Genomic DNA, 14,189 nt, shown 5'->3' with positions numbered 1-14,189 from the left:
GAGAAGTACGCAAGAATGCGAATTGAACAGAGAAGGTAACCGTTAGGCGGTATTCATCGCCTTGGGCTGGAAGTTATCTCAATCTCGCGCGGCGGAAATGCACCCGGGAGCTGCAGAATCGAAGGGTCCACGAGGCCGGTAGGTACTGCCGTTTTATCCGCGTTAAGGATCTCCATAAAGGGGAGAGGGTCCGGATTTCAAGCGTCATGGATTATGGCGTTGTGGAAGACCGCCTTACCCGAAGCAGAGTGGAACCACGCATGAAGCGTCTCTGCAGCTCTAAGCTGCAGGGGCGCTTTTTTACATTCGGGGAAGCCGGCAATGCTATTATGTTGATCACATTTATACTCGGTTGCCTTCACCTGAATTTGATTAGTCCTGAGAAACTCACTGCATGGACAGCAGTCGCGATGGATCCGTAAGGAAAAGAGGGGAAGCTATGTTTAACACAATCAAATCCGACATTCAGGCGGTGTTCGAGAATGACCCGGCTGCACGGAGCTGGTTCGAGGTCGTCTTTACCTATTCCGGCCTGCATGCGATATGGAGCCATAGAGTTGCTCACTTCTTCTACCGACATCGCTGGTTTACAGCAGCTAGAACCGTATCGCAGATCAGCCGCTTCTTTACCGGGATAGAGATCCACCCCGGAGCCACAATCGGCAAGCGATTGTTCATTGACCACGGCATGGGAGTTGTCATTGGCGAGACTTGCGAAATCGGGGATGATGTGGTTATCTATCAGGGAGTGACCTTGGGGGGGAGCGGCAAAGAGAAGGGCAAACGACATCCGACGATCGGCAGCAACGTCGTTATCGGTTCGGGTGCGAAGGTGCTCGGTTCCTTCAAGGTAGGCGACCAGGCGAATATCGGCGCCAACTCGGTTGTACTCAAGGAGGTGCCTCCAGGCAGCACGGTGGTCGGGATTCCAGGCAAGGTGGTCCGTCAGGACGGCAAACGACTGGATCGCCTGAATCATCAATTGCCCGATCCAGTGGTAGATGCGATGCGGGCGATGCAGCAGGAGATTGAACAATTACGGGCTGAGATCAAGACGCTGCGGCAACATATGCCGAACGAATCAAGAGCGGAGCAATAAGCGATTCATGTATATATTCAGGATACGAAAGGATAGAGAGCATGGCACTGCAAATTTATAACACATTAACCCGTACGAAGGAGAAGTTCGTTCCTCAGGAGCCGGGAAAAGTTAAAATGTATGTATGCGGACCGACCGTATACGGTTATATCCACATCGGGAATGCCAGGCCGGCTATTTTTTTTGATGTGGTCCGCAGTTATCTGGAGAACCAGAAGTATGATGTGAACTACGTCGTGAACTTTACGGATGTAGACGACAAGCTGATTCGCAAAGCGGAGGAAATGAAGCTGCCTGTGCCTGAAGTGGCAAGCATGTTCATCGAGGCGTTTTATGCCGATCTGGAGGGGCTGCGCATTCCGCGTGCTACTGCGAACCCGAGGGTTACTGAGAATATGGAGACGATCATTAATTTCATTCATGAGCTGGAGCGCAAAGGCTTTGCCTATGAAAAAGGCGGGGACGTCTTCTTCCGTACAAACAAATTTGCCGATTACGGCAAGTTATCCGGACAAAATATCGAGGAGCTGCAGTTCGGTATTCGTATCGATGTCGATGCTCGTAAGGAAAGTCCGGTTGATTTTGTATTATGGAAAGCAGCCAAACCGGGTGAGATTCATTGGGAGAGCCCGTGGGGCCAAGGTCGCCCGGGCTGGCATATCGAATGCTCGGCGATGTCCCGGCTCTTGCTTGGCGATACGCTGGATATTCATGGCGGCGGACAGGATTTGGAATTCCCGCACCATGAATGCGAAGTCGCGCAATCTGAGGCAATGACGGGTAAGCCTTTGGCTAATTATTGGATGCATAATGGTTATGTTAATATCGATGGCGAGAAGATGTCGAAGTCGCTTGGCAACGGAGTTCTGGTTAAGGATTTGCTGGCCCAGTACAGGCCGGAAGCCATTCGCTATGCCATCCTATCGACTCATTATCGCAATCAGGTGAATTTCTCCGCGGAGATTATGGATCAGGCGGAGCGCAGTGTGGAGCGGATTTCCAACGCGGCGAGCAATTTGCTCTATCGATTGAACAGTGCGGAAGAGCAAAGCTCAGAGCTGCGAATTTCGGAGTCGTTAGCGCAGAAGCTGGCGGGAATTTCGGCGGCATTCCATACAAAGATGCAGGATGATTTTAATACTGCCGACGCGATCACAGCGATGTTTGACTGGGCAAGCGAAGTGAACGGCCTGCTGCAGCAGAGCGATGTGAGACGTGCAGATCTGGAAGCGGCCTATCAATTGTTCAAGGAAATGAACTTGGTTTTGCGCATTGCCGTTGAAGCGGAGGCAGAGCTTCTGGACGATGAGATCGAGGCATTGATCGCAGAGCGTACAGAAGCGCGCAAAGCAAAAAATTGGACGCGGGCCGATGAGATCCGCGATCTGCTGGATGCGCAGGGAATCATCCTGGAGGACACGCCGCAGGGTATGAGGTGGCGTCGTAAATGACAGATTACAACAGCGAGGTAAATAGCGTGAAGCAAGAACCATTTGCAGACGCGGGGGGCTTAGCTTCGCCTGCGCCGCTCTGGTTCCCGGAGCAGCCGGCCAAACCGGTCAGGCTGCTTCCGCCGTTGGCGCTCGCCTATATTGGCGATGCGGTATTTGAGGTAGCTGTGCGCCAGCATGTAATGGCCAAGCCTAATTTACGGCCGCATCATTTACACGGCCAGTCCACCCAATATGTATCGGCCAAGGCGCAGGCCAGATTGCTTGCTCTGCTTGAACCCGAGCTCACTGAAGAAGAGAAGGATATCGTTCGCCAGGGCCGCAATGCCAAGTCCGGCACCGTGCCGAAGAATGCTAACGTTATCGATTACCGTCAAGCGACGGCTCTCGAGAGCCTGGTTGGGTATTTATACTACACCGGGGCACATGACCGCCTGCGTGGGCTGATCTCAGAAGGCTTCAAGCTGCTAGAGGAAGAACGATAAAGTTTGAAATGAATCTAACGGAATCCAACGGAACACCATATCGTTATTTCCACAAAAAGCAGAGGAATTAAACACTAACGAAACATCGTATCGCTATTTTGATGAAATTCGGGGGTTAAGGCTTAGATTGACCTTAATAGCGATACCTGGTTTCGTTAGATTGATAAAGGACCTTTTTTGATGCAAATAGCGATATCCGGTTTCGTTACAACGGATGAATATACGGGAGCCATGCGCTCCTTGGGAGGATATAATGATGGAGGATCAAGAATGGATTGCCGGTAAGCACTCCCTAATGGAGGCGCTTAGAGCCGGACGAACAATCAACAAGATATGGATCGCAGAGGGCGCCCAGAAGCACTTAACCCAGCCGATTATTGCCGAGGCCAAAGCCCAGGGCATTGTCGTGCAATTTGTCGATAAGCGCAAGCTTGATACGATGGTACCGGGTGTGCAGCATCAAGGCGTAGTAGCTCAGGCGGCCCCGTATGCCTATTCCGAGGTTGAGGATCTACTTGCCAAGGCGGCTGAGCAAGGGGAGGCACCGTTCCTGCTCATTCTCGATGAGCTCGAGGACCCGCACAATCTGGGCTCGATTCTGCGTACTGCCGAATGTACGGGAGTTCATGGGGTCATTATTCCGAAGCGTCGCTCCGTTGCAGTCACAGCTACGGTATCGAGAACATCGGCCGGTGCTGTCGAATATGTTCCTGTTGCCAGAGTAACCAACCTCGTACAGACCATGGAACAGCTGAAGGAAGCAGGGGTATGGATCGTCGGAACCGATGTTGAAGCGAAGGAAGATATATATAGGGGCGGCAAAATATTGGGTGGACCCGTGGCGATTGTCATCGGGAATGAGAACAAAGGGATGGGGCGCTTGGTACGCGAGACCTGCGATGTATTGCTCAAGCTGCCGATGAACGGACGCCTTAATTCTCTGAACGCTTCGGTTGCTGCCGGAGTGATGATGTATGAAGTCATGCGCATTCGCCGCGCCGAAGGATAGCGCCTATGCGCGACAAGCGCGATGTCCTTCTGGTAGACGGATACAATATGATCGGTGGTTGGCCCGACCTGGCCGCATTGTCCAAGAGCGATTTAGAGGCAGCGCGCGATTCCCTGCTGGAGCGCTTGGCCGATTTCCAAGCCTTCTCTGGCAGGCAGGTTATCGTTGTTTTTGATGCTTATCGCGTGCCCGGACTAGGCAAATCCTTCATTCAGAATCAGGTGGAGGTCCACTTCACCAAGGAGAAGGAGACTGCTGATGAATGTATCGAACGGCTCTGTCACGAGTATGCGAGACCCAGACGGCAGATCTATGTTGCGACGAGTGATATGGTAGAGCAGCATGTGATTTTTGGCCAGGGTGCGCTGCGCGTATCGGCGCGTGAATTGCTGATTCAGATCGAACAGAGCGAGAAGGAAGTTCAGACCAAGATTACGGAGCGGAGCAACAGCATTAGCCGCAATACAATCGACTCCAAGCTGAGTCCGGAATTGCGGAAAATGTTCGAACGATGGCGAAGAGAATAAAACGTTATCATTTTTTCGCCTTTATACCCTTGACATTGTTTATCTTTACATCTTTTGGCACTTTTGTTGTTGACGCTATCATGCACCTTCGTATATACTGTTCGTATTACTTGAATGAGTGACGGGGCACCGTGCGTTGCAGCCGGAGGGATTTATAGTGAGTGTCAACCTCGAGAGATGGGTTATGTTTGACTATGAAATCCAAAGTGATGAGGACATTGTCGAAGCCGTTCAGAATGGCGACAGTGAAGCGTTGGAATACTTGATCAACAAGTATCGCAGTTTTGTTCGAGCTAAAGCCAGATCCTATTTTTTGATCGGTGCCGACAGAGAAGATATCATTCAGGAAGGAATGATAGGTCTTTATAAGTCAATCCGGGACTTTCGGGGTGATAAGCTTGCTTCGTTCAAGGCGTTTGCCGAGCTGTGTATTACACGTCAGATCATTACTGCGATCAAGACGGCTACACGGCAGAAGCATATTCCGCTTAACTCATATGTCTCTTTGGACAAGCCGATATACGATGAGGATTCGGACAGGACGCTGCTGGACATTATCTGCGGCTCGCAGGTATGCGACCCTGAGGAACTGATTATCAACCAGGAGGAATTCGTGGGCCTGGAGGATAAGATGTCTGAAATACTTAGCGACCTGGAACGTAAAGTTCTCATGTTATATCTTGATGGCCGTTCGTATCAGGAGATCGCGGTGGATTTAGACCGTCATGTCAAATCGATCGACAATGCTCTGCAAAGAGTAAAACGAAAATTAGAACGCTATTTGGAAATTCGCGATGTTGGAATTTAATAATTCTTTAGGCGATGGATATTGGTAGTTTGGAAGATAAAGGGAGGCTAGATGTTTAGCCGCCCTTTTTTAGTAGGCCTGATCGGGTTTATCTTCCAGAACAGTGACCAATACTAAATTTAATCGCTTAACAGGACCGAACCACTCGTTGACACAGAAAAAGCCATATGATAAAGTGTTTTAGGTAGGCCTAAATTCACTTTTGCGGGTTTGGGCTAATTTATGAGACTTCTCAGTTGAAGAATGTCTTCGGGAGGTGCACATCATGCGGGTAATTATTACGTTGGCTTGTACGAACTGCAAACAAAGAAACTACACGACAACAAAAAACAAGCGTAACCACCCGGACCGCATGGAGATGAAGAAATATTGCAAGTTTTGTAACGAGCAAGTTCCTCATCGCGAAACCAGATAGTCTTTGGAGGTGCAGTCGCGCATGAAACGGAGTTTCAAGTCGTTGATTTCTTTTTTCTCTGAAAGCTGGGCTGAGCTTAAAAAGGTTCGCTGGCCTAATCGTAAAGAGCTGACGAATTATACGCTTGTTGTGCTAGGTACAATAGTAGTTGTCGCTGTTTATTTTTGGGTACTTGATATCGGCATTTCTGCTGTGATCGAAGCGATAATTTAAGAAGGGTCCTTAGGTGGCTTGATATGGAAAAAAGATGGTACGTCGTTCATACCTATTCCGGGTATGAGAACAAAGTCAAAGCCAATTTGGAAAAGCGCGTCGAGTCAATGGGCATGGAAGACAAGATATTCCGCGTTCTTGTTCCGATGGAAGAAGAAGTGGTGAACAAGGATGGCAAGAAGAAAACCGTCATGCGCAAAGTTTACCCCGGATATGTCTTGGTGGAAATGATCCAGACTGACGATTCCTGGTATGTTGTTCGCAACACGCCGGGTGTAACTGGATTTGTTGGATCTACAGGATCGGGCTCCAAGCCAACACCTCTGCTTCCTGAGGAAGCGGATCAGATTTTGCAGCATATGGGCATGGAAGAACCGAAGCCGGTTGTAGAATTCGATCTTAAAGAATCCGTACGCATCAAAGTTGGTCCGTTTGCTAACTTTGTCGGCAGTATTGAAGAAATCCTCGTCGACAAGAGCAAGCTGAAGGTTCATGTCAACATGTTTGGTCGAGAAACCCCGCTTGAACTTGATTACAATCAAGTGGAAAAGATATAGGTTTCTTAGGGTTTCACGTGGGAGGGGCTAACGCTCCGTCTACCACTATTAGGGCAAGGAGGTGTCTCACATGGCAAAGAAAGTAATTAAAGTGGTGAAACTGCAAATTCCTGCAGGGAAAGCGAATCCTGCGCCTCCGGTAGGTCCGGCGCTTGGTCAAGCAGGTGTCAACATCATGGCATTCTGTAAGGAATTTAACGCTCGTACCGCCGATCAAGCTGGTTTGATTATTCCAGTAGAAATCTCGGTGTTCGAAGACCGTTCCTTTACATTTATTACCAAGACTCCACCGGCAGCAGTATTGCTTCGTGTAGCAGCGAAGATCGAGAAGGGTTCCGGTGAGCCAAACAAGAAGAAGGTTGCTACCGTTAAACGCGACGTTGTTCGTCAAATTGCGGAGCAAAAAATGCCTGACCTTAACGCAGCATCCGTTGAATCGGCTATGCGCATGGTTGAAGGTACTGCTCGCAGTATGGGCATCACAATCCAAGATTAATTCTTGGAGGCGGATGAGAATATCGACTATTTTCATCCAAGGATGAATTGACCATATGGAGTTGTTATATGACAATTCATCCCTAGTGGGAGGATTTTCCGCTAATACCACAAAAGGAGGACAAATTCATGGCTAAACATGGTAAGAAATACCTGGAAGCTGCTAAGCTGATTAATAGCGAAGCATTTTATGAGCCTTTGGAAGCTGTTGAATTGGTGAAAAAGGCTGCGACTGCAAAGTTCGACGAAACCGTTGAAGTAGCAGTTCGTTTGGGCGTTGACCCTCGTAAACAAGACCAAGCCGTTCGTGGTGTTGTTGTCTTGCCGCATGGCACAGGTAAAACACAACGCGTATTGGTATTCGCCAAAGGTGAAAAAGCGAAGGAAGCGGAAGCTGCTGGAGCAGATTTCGTTGGCGATCAAGATATGATCAACAAAATCCAACAAGGCTGGTTCGAATTCGATGTCTGCGTAGCGACACCGGATATGATGAGCGAAGTTGGTAAATTGGGCCGTCTGCTCGGTGGTAAAGGCCTTATGCCTAACCCTAAAGCAGGTACCGTTACTTTTGACGTTGCCAAAGCGGTTCAAGAAATCAAAGCGGGTAAAATTGAGTATCGTCTTGACAAGCAAGGTCAAATTCATGCGCCAGTTGGTAAAGTTTCCTTTACTGCAGAGCAATTGAACGAAAACCTTAAAGCTCTTGTTGATGCACTGAACCGTGCTAAACCGGCTGCTGCCAAAGGCGTATACTTGAAGAACATCGCGATTTCCTCGACGATGGGCCCAAGTGCTCATATTAGTACAGCTTCTTACAAGTAATGCCACTCTCGTAATAGAGAGAACGGGATTGACTTCAGGTGAATCTCTTGGTAAACTGATTGAGTTGTTCTAAGATGGGATCTGAATTTGAATATGTTTACCGTAGACAGTAGGTGCCGCAAGGCTTAATTTCCTACCGAGGTGTTCTGATAGAGCGTCAATCTATGATGACTTATCAAGCCTTCGTAATTCTACGGAGGCTTTTTTCATGAAGAGAAGAGCCTCTACCCAAACTTATAGGAGGTGTTCAGTGTGGCAAACGCTAAAGTGATTCAAGCAAAACAAGAAGCCGTTGATGTGGTTACTTCGAAGCTGCGTGAGAGCGCAACTACCGTAGTTGCTGACTACCGCGGACTTAACGTTGCTCAAGTGACGGAACTTCGCAAACAGCTTCGTGAAGCTGGCGTGGAATTCCAAGTGCTTAAGAATACGCTTGTTCGCCGTGCAACAGCAGCTGCCGAGCTTACTGAACTAGACGAAGTGTTGACTGGTCCTACAGCCATCGCTTTTAGTGTAGAAGACGCAGTAGCTCCAGCTAAAATTCTTAACGATTTCGCTAAGAAGAATGATGCGCTTAAAGTGAAAGGTGGCGTGGTTGAAGGCCGTGTTGTTGGCGCAGACCAAATCAAAGCGCTCGCGGAACTTCCGTCCCGCGAAGGTCTCCTTTCGATGCTCCTCAGCGTGCTTCAAGCACCTGTACGCAACTTTGCATTGGCAGTCAAAGCCGTTGCAGAGAAAGAAGAAGGCGCAGCAAGCGCTTAATCTTCTACCCCAAGTTAGTTAACTAACGAAAATTCAATAAAATAAAAATATACGGAGGTTCTATCATGAGTAAAGAAGCAATCTTGGAAGCCATTAAAGGCATGACTGTTCTTGAACTGAACGATCTTGTAAAAGCAATTGAAGAAGAATTCGGCGTAACTGCTGCAGCTCCAGTAGCTGTTGTAGGTGGCGCTGTTGGCGGTGCTGAAGCTGCTGAACAAAGCGAGTTTGACGTAATCTTGAATAATGCTGGTGCATCCAAGATCAACGTAATCAAAGTGGTTCGCGAAATCACTGGTCTTGGCTTGAAAGAAGCTAAAGAACTCGTTGACAACGCACCAAAACCATTGAAAGAAAAAGTAAGCAAAGAAGACGCAGAAGCTGTAAAAGCAAAATTGGAAGAAGCAGGCGCAACTGTAGAAGTAAAATAATCGTTTCTTCTATGGCAAACCCCTTGAACTTGATTCAGGGGGTTTGTTTTTGAATACTTTTAATTTTTGAACCTGGTGCTCTCTCTGCTCTTCGGGCCATTGCACTGGGGAGGGAAGCTGAATCATATTCCGGATGAAAGAGTTCGGGTGAATTGTTCTTCCGCCCGGATCGCAAGGGAACCCCAGACTCAAAAATAGAGGGCGAGCAAAAGATAGAATAGAGAAATTCGACCTTTGACCCGGATGGGAGAACGTTGATTTTTGCAGTATATTGGCTAAACTAGGAAGATGATGTCGGGAGACATAAGGAAACGACGTTACGGAGGAACTGTTAGAATGTCTGATCATTACTATACCAGTCGCCCTACTACAGCGCATGACCGGAGAAACTGGGAAGCGGAATTGCACGGTTATAAGCTGCGTTTTGTCAGCGATGCCGGTGTGTTTGCCAAAGGGGGCGTCGATTACGGCAGCCGTACTTTGATCGAAGCGATGGAGGTTCCGGTAAGCGCAGAAGTGCTGGATGTGGGATGTGGATATGGCCCGATTGGGTTAACGGCGGCGAAGCTGGCTAGTCAAGGTCATGTGACGATGATAGATGTAAATGGCCGGGCGGTGGAATTGGCGCGTGAAAATGCGCAAAACAACAAAATCGAGAATGTCACGATTCTGGAGAGTGATTTGTTCGCTGCTTTGGATGCAACATCACAGTTCGATGTCATCCTGACGAATCCGCCGATCCGTGCTGGAAAAGAAGTGGTGCACTCCATTTTTGAAGGGGCTTATGAGCGGCTTCGTTCAGGAGGTTCTTTATGGATCGTCATTCAGAAGAAGCAAGGCGCACCTTCGGCAAAGCAGAAGCTGGAATCGTTGTTCACTCAGATTGAGGAAGTTACGAAGGATAAAGGCTATCGTATTTATCGGGCGATCAAGTAAGAGATCTAATAGCAACGGGCTTCCTCTAACGGAAGTAGATGCTCTTATTGGGCTGGAATCAAAGAGCTTTATTTTCTAAGGGAAGTGGGATACCCTAATTGGTCAAATGGCTTGAATTTTCTCGGTAGGAACACGAAATAAAGCCCTGCTAGTTCCGTTATAATCTGCAAGTGTCAGATTTGAGGTAATAGAGGCGCCCAGTTCCGTTAGATTAATGACGATGGCAACTTAATTAATAATCTATCGTATATGCTGTTTCAAGCATAAAAAAGCCAAAATAATGTTTGACTTGACATTTCCATTGTGATATTATTATAAAATGTCAGTATTAGAATGCTCTTTATGTCTTTAGTTTACTGAAATGTCAAGAGTTTTTTACGAAGACAATGCATAAAACCGCATAGTTCTACGTATATTATGTACATTTTGGGTAAATCTACTGATACGGAGCCATTAGGACAGTGATGACACAGATAATGACGCTCTTTTTTCGAAAGTGTTCGATAAGGGCTTTTCTTTATTTGTGGATGAATCCGTTAGAACCTATTATAAAGGTACAAACACGGGTTCGCAATGATTTTTAAAGTGAGTAGACATAAGGGGTGAGTATAAGTTGGCAGGACATCTTGTTCAATATGGTCGACGCACTCGGCGAAGTTATGCACGAATTAACGAGGTACTCGAAGTTCCAAACCTGATTGAAATCCAACAGAAATCCTATGAGTGGTTCCTTGAAGAAGGGCTGCGGGAAATGTTTCAGGACATCTCTCCAATTCAGGATTTCACGGGTAATTTGGTATTGGAATTTATCGATTATAGTCTCGGCGAACCGAAGTATACGGTAGATGATGCAAAGGAACGCGATGTAACATATGCAGCGCCGCTTCGGGTCAAAGTCCGGCTCATTAATAAGGAAACGGGCGAAGTCAAAGAGCAGGAAGTATTCATGGGAGATTTCCCGCTGATGACGGAAACCGGTACGTTCATTATTAATGGTGCGGAACGGGTAATTGTCAGCCAGTTGGTTCGCTCTCCTAGCGTCTATTTCAGTACTAAAGTAGATAAGAACGGCAAAAAAGCCTATACCGCTACAGTAATCCCGAACCGCGGCGCATGGCTGGAGCTGGAGACGGACGCGAAGGACATCGTTTATGTCCGGATTGACCGTACTCGTAAAATTCCAGTAACCGTACTGCTTCGTGCTCTTGGCTTTGGTACGGACGCCGAGATTCTCGATTTGCTAGGTAATGATGAATATATTCGCAACACACTCGATAAGGATAACACCGACTCTACGGAGAAGGCCCTGATCGAGATTTACGAGCGTCTTCGTCCGGGTGAACCGCCTACGCTAGATAATGCGAAGAGCTTGCTGGTGGCGCGTTTCTTCGATCCAAAACGTTATGATCTGGCCAACGTAGGCCGTTACAAAATCAATAAAAAGCTTCATATCAAGAACCGTCTGTTCAATCATCGCCTCGCTGAGTCTTTGATTGATACTTCGACAGGTGAGATTATTGCTGAAGCGGGCCAAATGGTAGATCGCCGTTTGCTTGATGAAATTCTGACCTATCTCGAGAACGGAGTAGGCTTCAAGGATTATCATGTAGCGAATGGTGTTCTTGATGCGGATGATGTTCCTCTGCAGGTCATTGAAGTATTCTCGCCGATCGAAGATGGCAAGGTGGTCAAAGTGATCGCCAACCGCAACATCGATAAATCGGTGAAACACATTACGCCAGCGGATATCATCTCGTCGATCAGTTACTTCTTGAACTTGCTTCATGGCATCGGCAGCACGGATGATATTGACCATCTCGGCAACCGCAGACTTCGTTCGGTAGGCGAGCTCTTGCAGAACCAGTTCCGGATCGGTTTGTCCCGAATGGAACGCGTTGTACGCGAGAGAATGTCGATTCAGGACGCAAACCTGATTACGCCGCAGGCATTGATTAATATTCGTCCGGTAATTGCTTCGATTAAGGAGTTCTTCGGAAGCTCCCAGTTGTCGCAGTTTATGGATCAGACGAACCCGCTTGCAGAGTTGACGCATAAGCGTCGTCTGTCAGCGCTCGGCCCGGGCGGTCTGACACGGGAACGTGCCGGCATGGAAGTGCGTGACGTTCACCACTCTCACTATGGCCGGATGTGTCCAATCGAGACCCCGGAAGGTCCGAACATTGGTCTGATTAACTCCTTGTCTACTTTCGCCCGCATTAACGAGTACGGCTTCATTGAAGCTCCGTATCGTTGGGTTGATCCGAAGACAGGCGAAGTTACGGAGCAAATCTCTTATTTGACTGCAGATGAAGAGGATAACTATGTTATTGCTCAGGCCAACGCAGAACTTACGGAAGATAACAGATTCAAAGATGAAAATGTTATCGTTCGTTACAATAAACAATCCGATAACATCTTGACGATGCCAAGTGACCGGGTGGACTACATGGACATCTCTCCAAAACAGGTCGTATCCGTCGCTACGGCGTTGATTCCGTTCCTGGAGAACGATGACTCGAACCGTGCGCTGATGGGTTCGAACATGCAGCGGCAGGCTGTTCCGCTTCTGATTCCTAAAGCACCGCTTGTTGGTACTGGTATGGAGCATAAGTCGGCGAAAGACTCCGGTGTATGTATCGTGTCCAAATACGACGGAATTATTGAACGCTCGGCAGCGAATGAAATTTGGCTGCGTCGCGTTGAGATGGTGGATGGCAAGGAAGTCAAAGGCGACCTTGTTAAACATAAATTACACAAATTTATGCGTTCGAACCAAGGGACATGCATCAATCAGCGTCCAATTGTTAAGCGCGGCGATGTGATCAAGAAAGGCGATATCCTTGCCGACGGTCCTTCGACAGAAATGGGCGAATTGGCGCTTGGACGCAACGTGGTCGTTGCCTTCATGACATGGGAAGGCTACAACTATGAGGATGCGATCCTCCTTAGCGAGAAGCTTGTCAAAGAAGATGTCTACACTTCGATTCATATTGAAGAATATGAGTCCGAAGCTCGCGATACGAAGTTGGGACCGGAAGAGATTACACGTGATATTCCAAACGTCGGCGAAGAAGCGCTCCGCAATTTGGATGAGCGTGGTATTATCCGCGTAGGTGCCGAGATCGGCGCAGGCGATATCCTGGTTGGTAAAGTTACTCCGAAGGGTGTAACCGAACTGACTGCGGAAGAACGCTTGCTGCATGCCATTTTCGGTGAGAAGGCTCGCGAAGTCCGCGACACTTCGCTGCGTGTTCCTCACGGTACGGATGGTATCGTTGTAGACGTGAAGGTATTTACTCGTGAGAACGGCGATGAGCTTCCACCGGGAGTGAATCAACTCGTTCGTGTATATATTGCCCAAAAACGTAAAATTTCCGAGGGTGACAAGATGGCAGGACGCCATGGTAATAAGGGTGTCGTAGCTCGTATCTTGCCGGAGGAAGATATGCCGTTCATGCCGGACGGTACGCCTGTACAGGTTGTGCTTAACCCGCTCGGCGTTCCTTCACGGATGAACATCGGTCAGGTGCTTGAAGTGCATCTGGGCATGGCTGCTCTCCAGCTCGGTATTCACGTGGCTACTCCTGTATTTGACGGCGCCAATGAGTATGACGTCTTCGATACGATGGAAGAAGCGGGAATGCAGCGCAATGGTAAGACGATCTTGTATGACGGACGTACAGGTGAAGAATTCGAACGTGAAGTTACCGTTGGCGTCATGCATATGATCAAGCTGGCGCACATGGTTGACGATAAGATCCATGCCCGTTCAACCGGTCCTTACTCACTCGTTACGCAGCAGCCGCTCGGCGGTAAAGCTCAATTCGGTGGACAACGCTTCGGTGAGATGGAAGTGTGGGCGCTGGAAGCTTACGGTGCAGCTTATACGCTGCAGGAAATCCTGACTGTCAAATCCGATGACGTGGTCGGCCGGGTGAAGACTTACGAGTCTATCGTCAAAGGCGAGAACGTACCGGAACCTGGTGTGCCAGAATCGTTCAAAGTTTTGATCAAGGAGCTTCAAAGCTTGGGTATGGATGTTAAGATCCTGTCCGAGGACGAGCAAGAGATCGAAATGAAGGAACTTGATGATGAAGATGATGCAACAGGGGATAAGCTGAGCCTTAACCTGGAAGGCGCTGAAGTCGGAGTAGAATAAAGTTTTTGGCGGCTTGCCGT

The 14,189-nt window shown here is 48.3% G+C and carries 15 protein-coding genes and 1 other annotated feature; all 15 genes read left to right on the top strand.

Annotated elements, in window-relative coordinates; translation table 11 throughout:
- Window positions 1-439 precede the first annotated feature (439 nt).
- The 15 genes from cysE to rpoB all read left to right on the top strand — a co-directional run bounded on the left by cysE (window position 440) and on the right by rpoB (window position 14,169).
- Window positions 440-1,099: a serine O-acetyltransferase gene (gene cysE / locus DMN77_RS21140; RefSeq protein WP_068779083.1), complete on the top strand. Its 660-nt coding sequence runs from the start codon at window positions 440-442 to the stop codon at window positions 1,097-1,099.
- A 41-nt stretch (window positions 1,100-1,140) separates the two neighbouring features.
- A complete protein-coding gene (gene cysS / locus DMN77_RS21135) occupies window positions 1,141-2,550 on the top strand; it encodes a cysteine--tRNA ligase (protein ID WP_179016232.1) in 1,410 nt (469 codons plus the stop codon).
- Entirely contained in the window at window positions 2,547-3,035 is a 489-nt protein-coding gene (locus tag DMN77_RS21130; RefSeq protein WP_179016231.1) for a Mini-ribonuclease 3, read from the top strand. The genes cysS and DMN77_RS21130 overlap by 4 nt, the downstream gene beginning before the upstream one ends.
- 256 nt (window positions 3,036-3,291) lie before the next feature.
- The gene (rlmB, locus tag DMN77_RS21125; protein WP_179016243.1) at window positions 3,292-4,044 is read left to right on the top strand and encodes a 23S rRNA (guanosine(2251)-2'-O)-methyltransferase RlmB; all 753 of its coding nucleotides are present in this window, start codon (window positions 3,292-3,294) and stop codon (window positions 4,042-4,044) included.
- Between the two features lie 5 nt (window positions 4,045-4,049).
- Window positions 4,050-4,571 (top strand): NYN domain-containing protein, encoded by a 522-nt coding sequence (locus DMN77_RS21120; protein WP_179016230.1) that lies wholly within the window; start codon window positions 4,050-4,052, stop codon window positions 4,569-4,571.
- Window positions 4,572-4,755: 184 nt separating this feature from the next.
- Window positions 4,756-5,379: an RNA polymerase sporulation sigma factor SigH gene (sigH, locus tag DMN77_RS21115; RefSeq protein WP_218653073.1), complete on the top strand. Its 624-nt coding sequence runs from the start codon at window positions 4,756-4,758 to the stop codon at window positions 5,377-5,379.
- 265 nt (window positions 5,380-5,644) lie between these two features.
- Window positions 5,645-5,794: a 50S ribosomal protein L33 gene (gene rpmG, locus DMN77_RS21110; protein WP_009226622.1), complete on the top strand. Its 150-nt coding sequence runs from the start codon at window positions 5,645-5,647 to the stop codon at window positions 5,792-5,794.
- A 21-nt stretch (window positions 5,795-5,815) separates the two neighbouring features.
- On the top strand, window positions 5,816-6,007 hold the full coding sequence (gene secE / locus DMN77_RS21105) for a preprotein translocase subunit SecE (protein ID WP_068779088.1): 192 nt from the start codon (window positions 5,816-5,818) through the stop codon (window positions 6,005-6,007).
- Window positions 6,008-6,030: 23 nt separating this feature from the next.
- Window positions 6,031-6,564, top strand: a complete 534-nt coding sequence (gene nusG / locus DMN77_RS21100; protein WP_068779089.1) for a transcription termination/antitermination protein NusG — start codon at window positions 6,031-6,033, stop codon at window positions 6,562-6,564.
- 70 nt (window positions 6,565-6,634) lie between these two features.
- The gene (rplK, locus tag DMN77_RS21095) at window positions 6,635-7,060 is read left to right on the top strand and encodes a 50S ribosomal protein L11 (protein ID WP_044482537.1); all 426 of its coding nucleotides are present in this window, start codon (window positions 6,635-6,637) and stop codon (window positions 7,058-7,060) included.
- A gap of 128 nt (window positions 7,061-7,188) precedes the next feature.
- Window positions 7,189-7,881: a 50S ribosomal protein L1 gene (gene rplA, locus DMN77_RS21090; RefSeq protein ID WP_179016229.1), complete on the top strand. Its 693-nt coding sequence runs from the start codon at window positions 7,189-7,191 to the stop codon at window positions 7,879-7,881.
- A gap of 82 nt (window positions 7,882-7,963) precedes the next feature.
- Window positions 7,964-8,097: a sequence feature (ribosomal protein L10 leader region), on the top strand.
- 36 nt (window positions 8,098-8,133) lie between these two features.
- Window positions 8,134-8,643, top strand: coding sequence for a 50S ribosomal protein L10 (gene rplJ / locus DMN77_RS21085; protein ID WP_068779091.1), 510 nt, complete (start codon window positions 8,134-8,136; stop codon window positions 8,641-8,643).
- A gap of 65 nt (window positions 8,644-8,708) precedes the next feature.
- On the top strand, window positions 8,709-9,074 hold the full coding sequence (gene rplL, locus DMN77_RS21080) for a 50S ribosomal protein L7/L12 (RefSeq protein WP_068779092.1): 366 nt from the start codon (window positions 8,709-8,711) through the stop codon (window positions 9,072-9,074).
- A gap of 336 nt (window positions 9,075-9,410) precedes the next feature.
- Window positions 9,411-10,010, top strand: coding sequence for a class I SAM-dependent methyltransferase (locus DMN77_RS21075; protein WP_068779093.1), 600 nt, complete (start codon window positions 9,411-9,413; stop codon window positions 10,008-10,010).
- A gap of 613 nt (window positions 10,011-10,623) precedes the next feature.
- Window positions 10,624-14,169 carry a DNA-directed RNA polymerase subunit beta gene (gene rpoB / locus DMN77_RS21070; RefSeq protein ID WP_068779094.1) on the top strand — a complete coding sequence of 1,182 codons (3,546 nt, stop codon included), beginning with the start codon at window positions 10,624-10,626 and terminating at the stop codon, window positions 14,167-14,169.
- Window positions 14,170-14,189: the final 20 nt, after the last annotated feature.

This window comes from Paenibacillus sp. 79R4 (genome assembly GCF_013393165.1).
In the GTDB taxonomy this organism is placed as follows: Bacteria; Bacillota; Bacilli; order Paenibacillales; family Paenibacillaceae; genus Fontibacillus.
This window is presented reverse-complemented; position numbering and strand designations above follow the sequence as displayed.

Bases quoted from the DNA above. Each gene is read 5' to 3' on its own strand.
- DMN77_RS21130 (WP_179016231.1), top strand. From the start codon at position 2,547: ATGACAGATTACAACAGCGAGGTAAATAGCGTGAAGCAAGAACCATTT.
- rplL (WP_068779092.1), top strand. From the start codon at position 8,709: ATGAGTAAAGAAGCAATCTTGGAAGCCATTAAAGGCATGACTGTTCTT.
- DMN77_RS21075 (WP_068779093.1), top strand. From the start codon at position 9,411: ATGTCTGATCATTACTATACCAGTCGCCCTACTACAGCGCATGACCGG.
- rlmB (WP_179016243.1), top strand. From the start codon at position 3,292: ATGGAGGATCAAGAATGGATTGCCGGTAAGCACTCCCTAATGGAGGCG.
- DMN77_RS21120 (WP_179016230.1), top strand. From the start codon at position 4,050: ATGCGCGACAAGCGCGATGTCCTTCTGGTAGACGGATACAATATGATC.
- rpmG (WP_009226622.1), top strand. From the start codon at position 5,645: ATGCGGGTAATTATTACGTTGGCTTGTACGAACTGCAAACAAAGAAAC.
- nusG (WP_068779089.1), top strand. From the start codon at position 6,031: ATGGAAAAAAGATGGTACGTCGTTCATACCTATTCCGGGTATGAGAAC.
- secE (WP_068779088.1), top strand. From the start codon at position 5,816: ATGAAACGGAGTTTCAAGTCGTTGATTTCTTTTTTCTCTGAAAGCTGG.
- cysS (WP_179016232.1), top strand. From the start codon at position 1,141: ATGGCACTGCAAATTTATAACACATTAACCCGTACGAAGGAGAAGTTC.
- cysE (WP_068779083.1), top strand. From the start codon at position 440: ATGTTTAACACAATCAAATCCGACATTCAGGCGGTGTTCGAGAATGAC.
- sigH (WP_218653073.1), top strand. From the start codon at position 4,756: ATGTTTGACTATGAAATCCAAAGTGATGAGGACATTGTCGAAGCCGTT.
- rplA (WP_179016229.1), top strand. From the start codon at position 7,189: ATGGCTAAACATGGTAAGAAATACCTGGAAGCTGCTAAGCTGATTAAT.
- rplK (WP_044482537.1), top strand. From the start codon at position 6,635: ATGGCAAAGAAAGTAATTAAAGTGGTGAAACTGCAAATTCCTGCAGGG.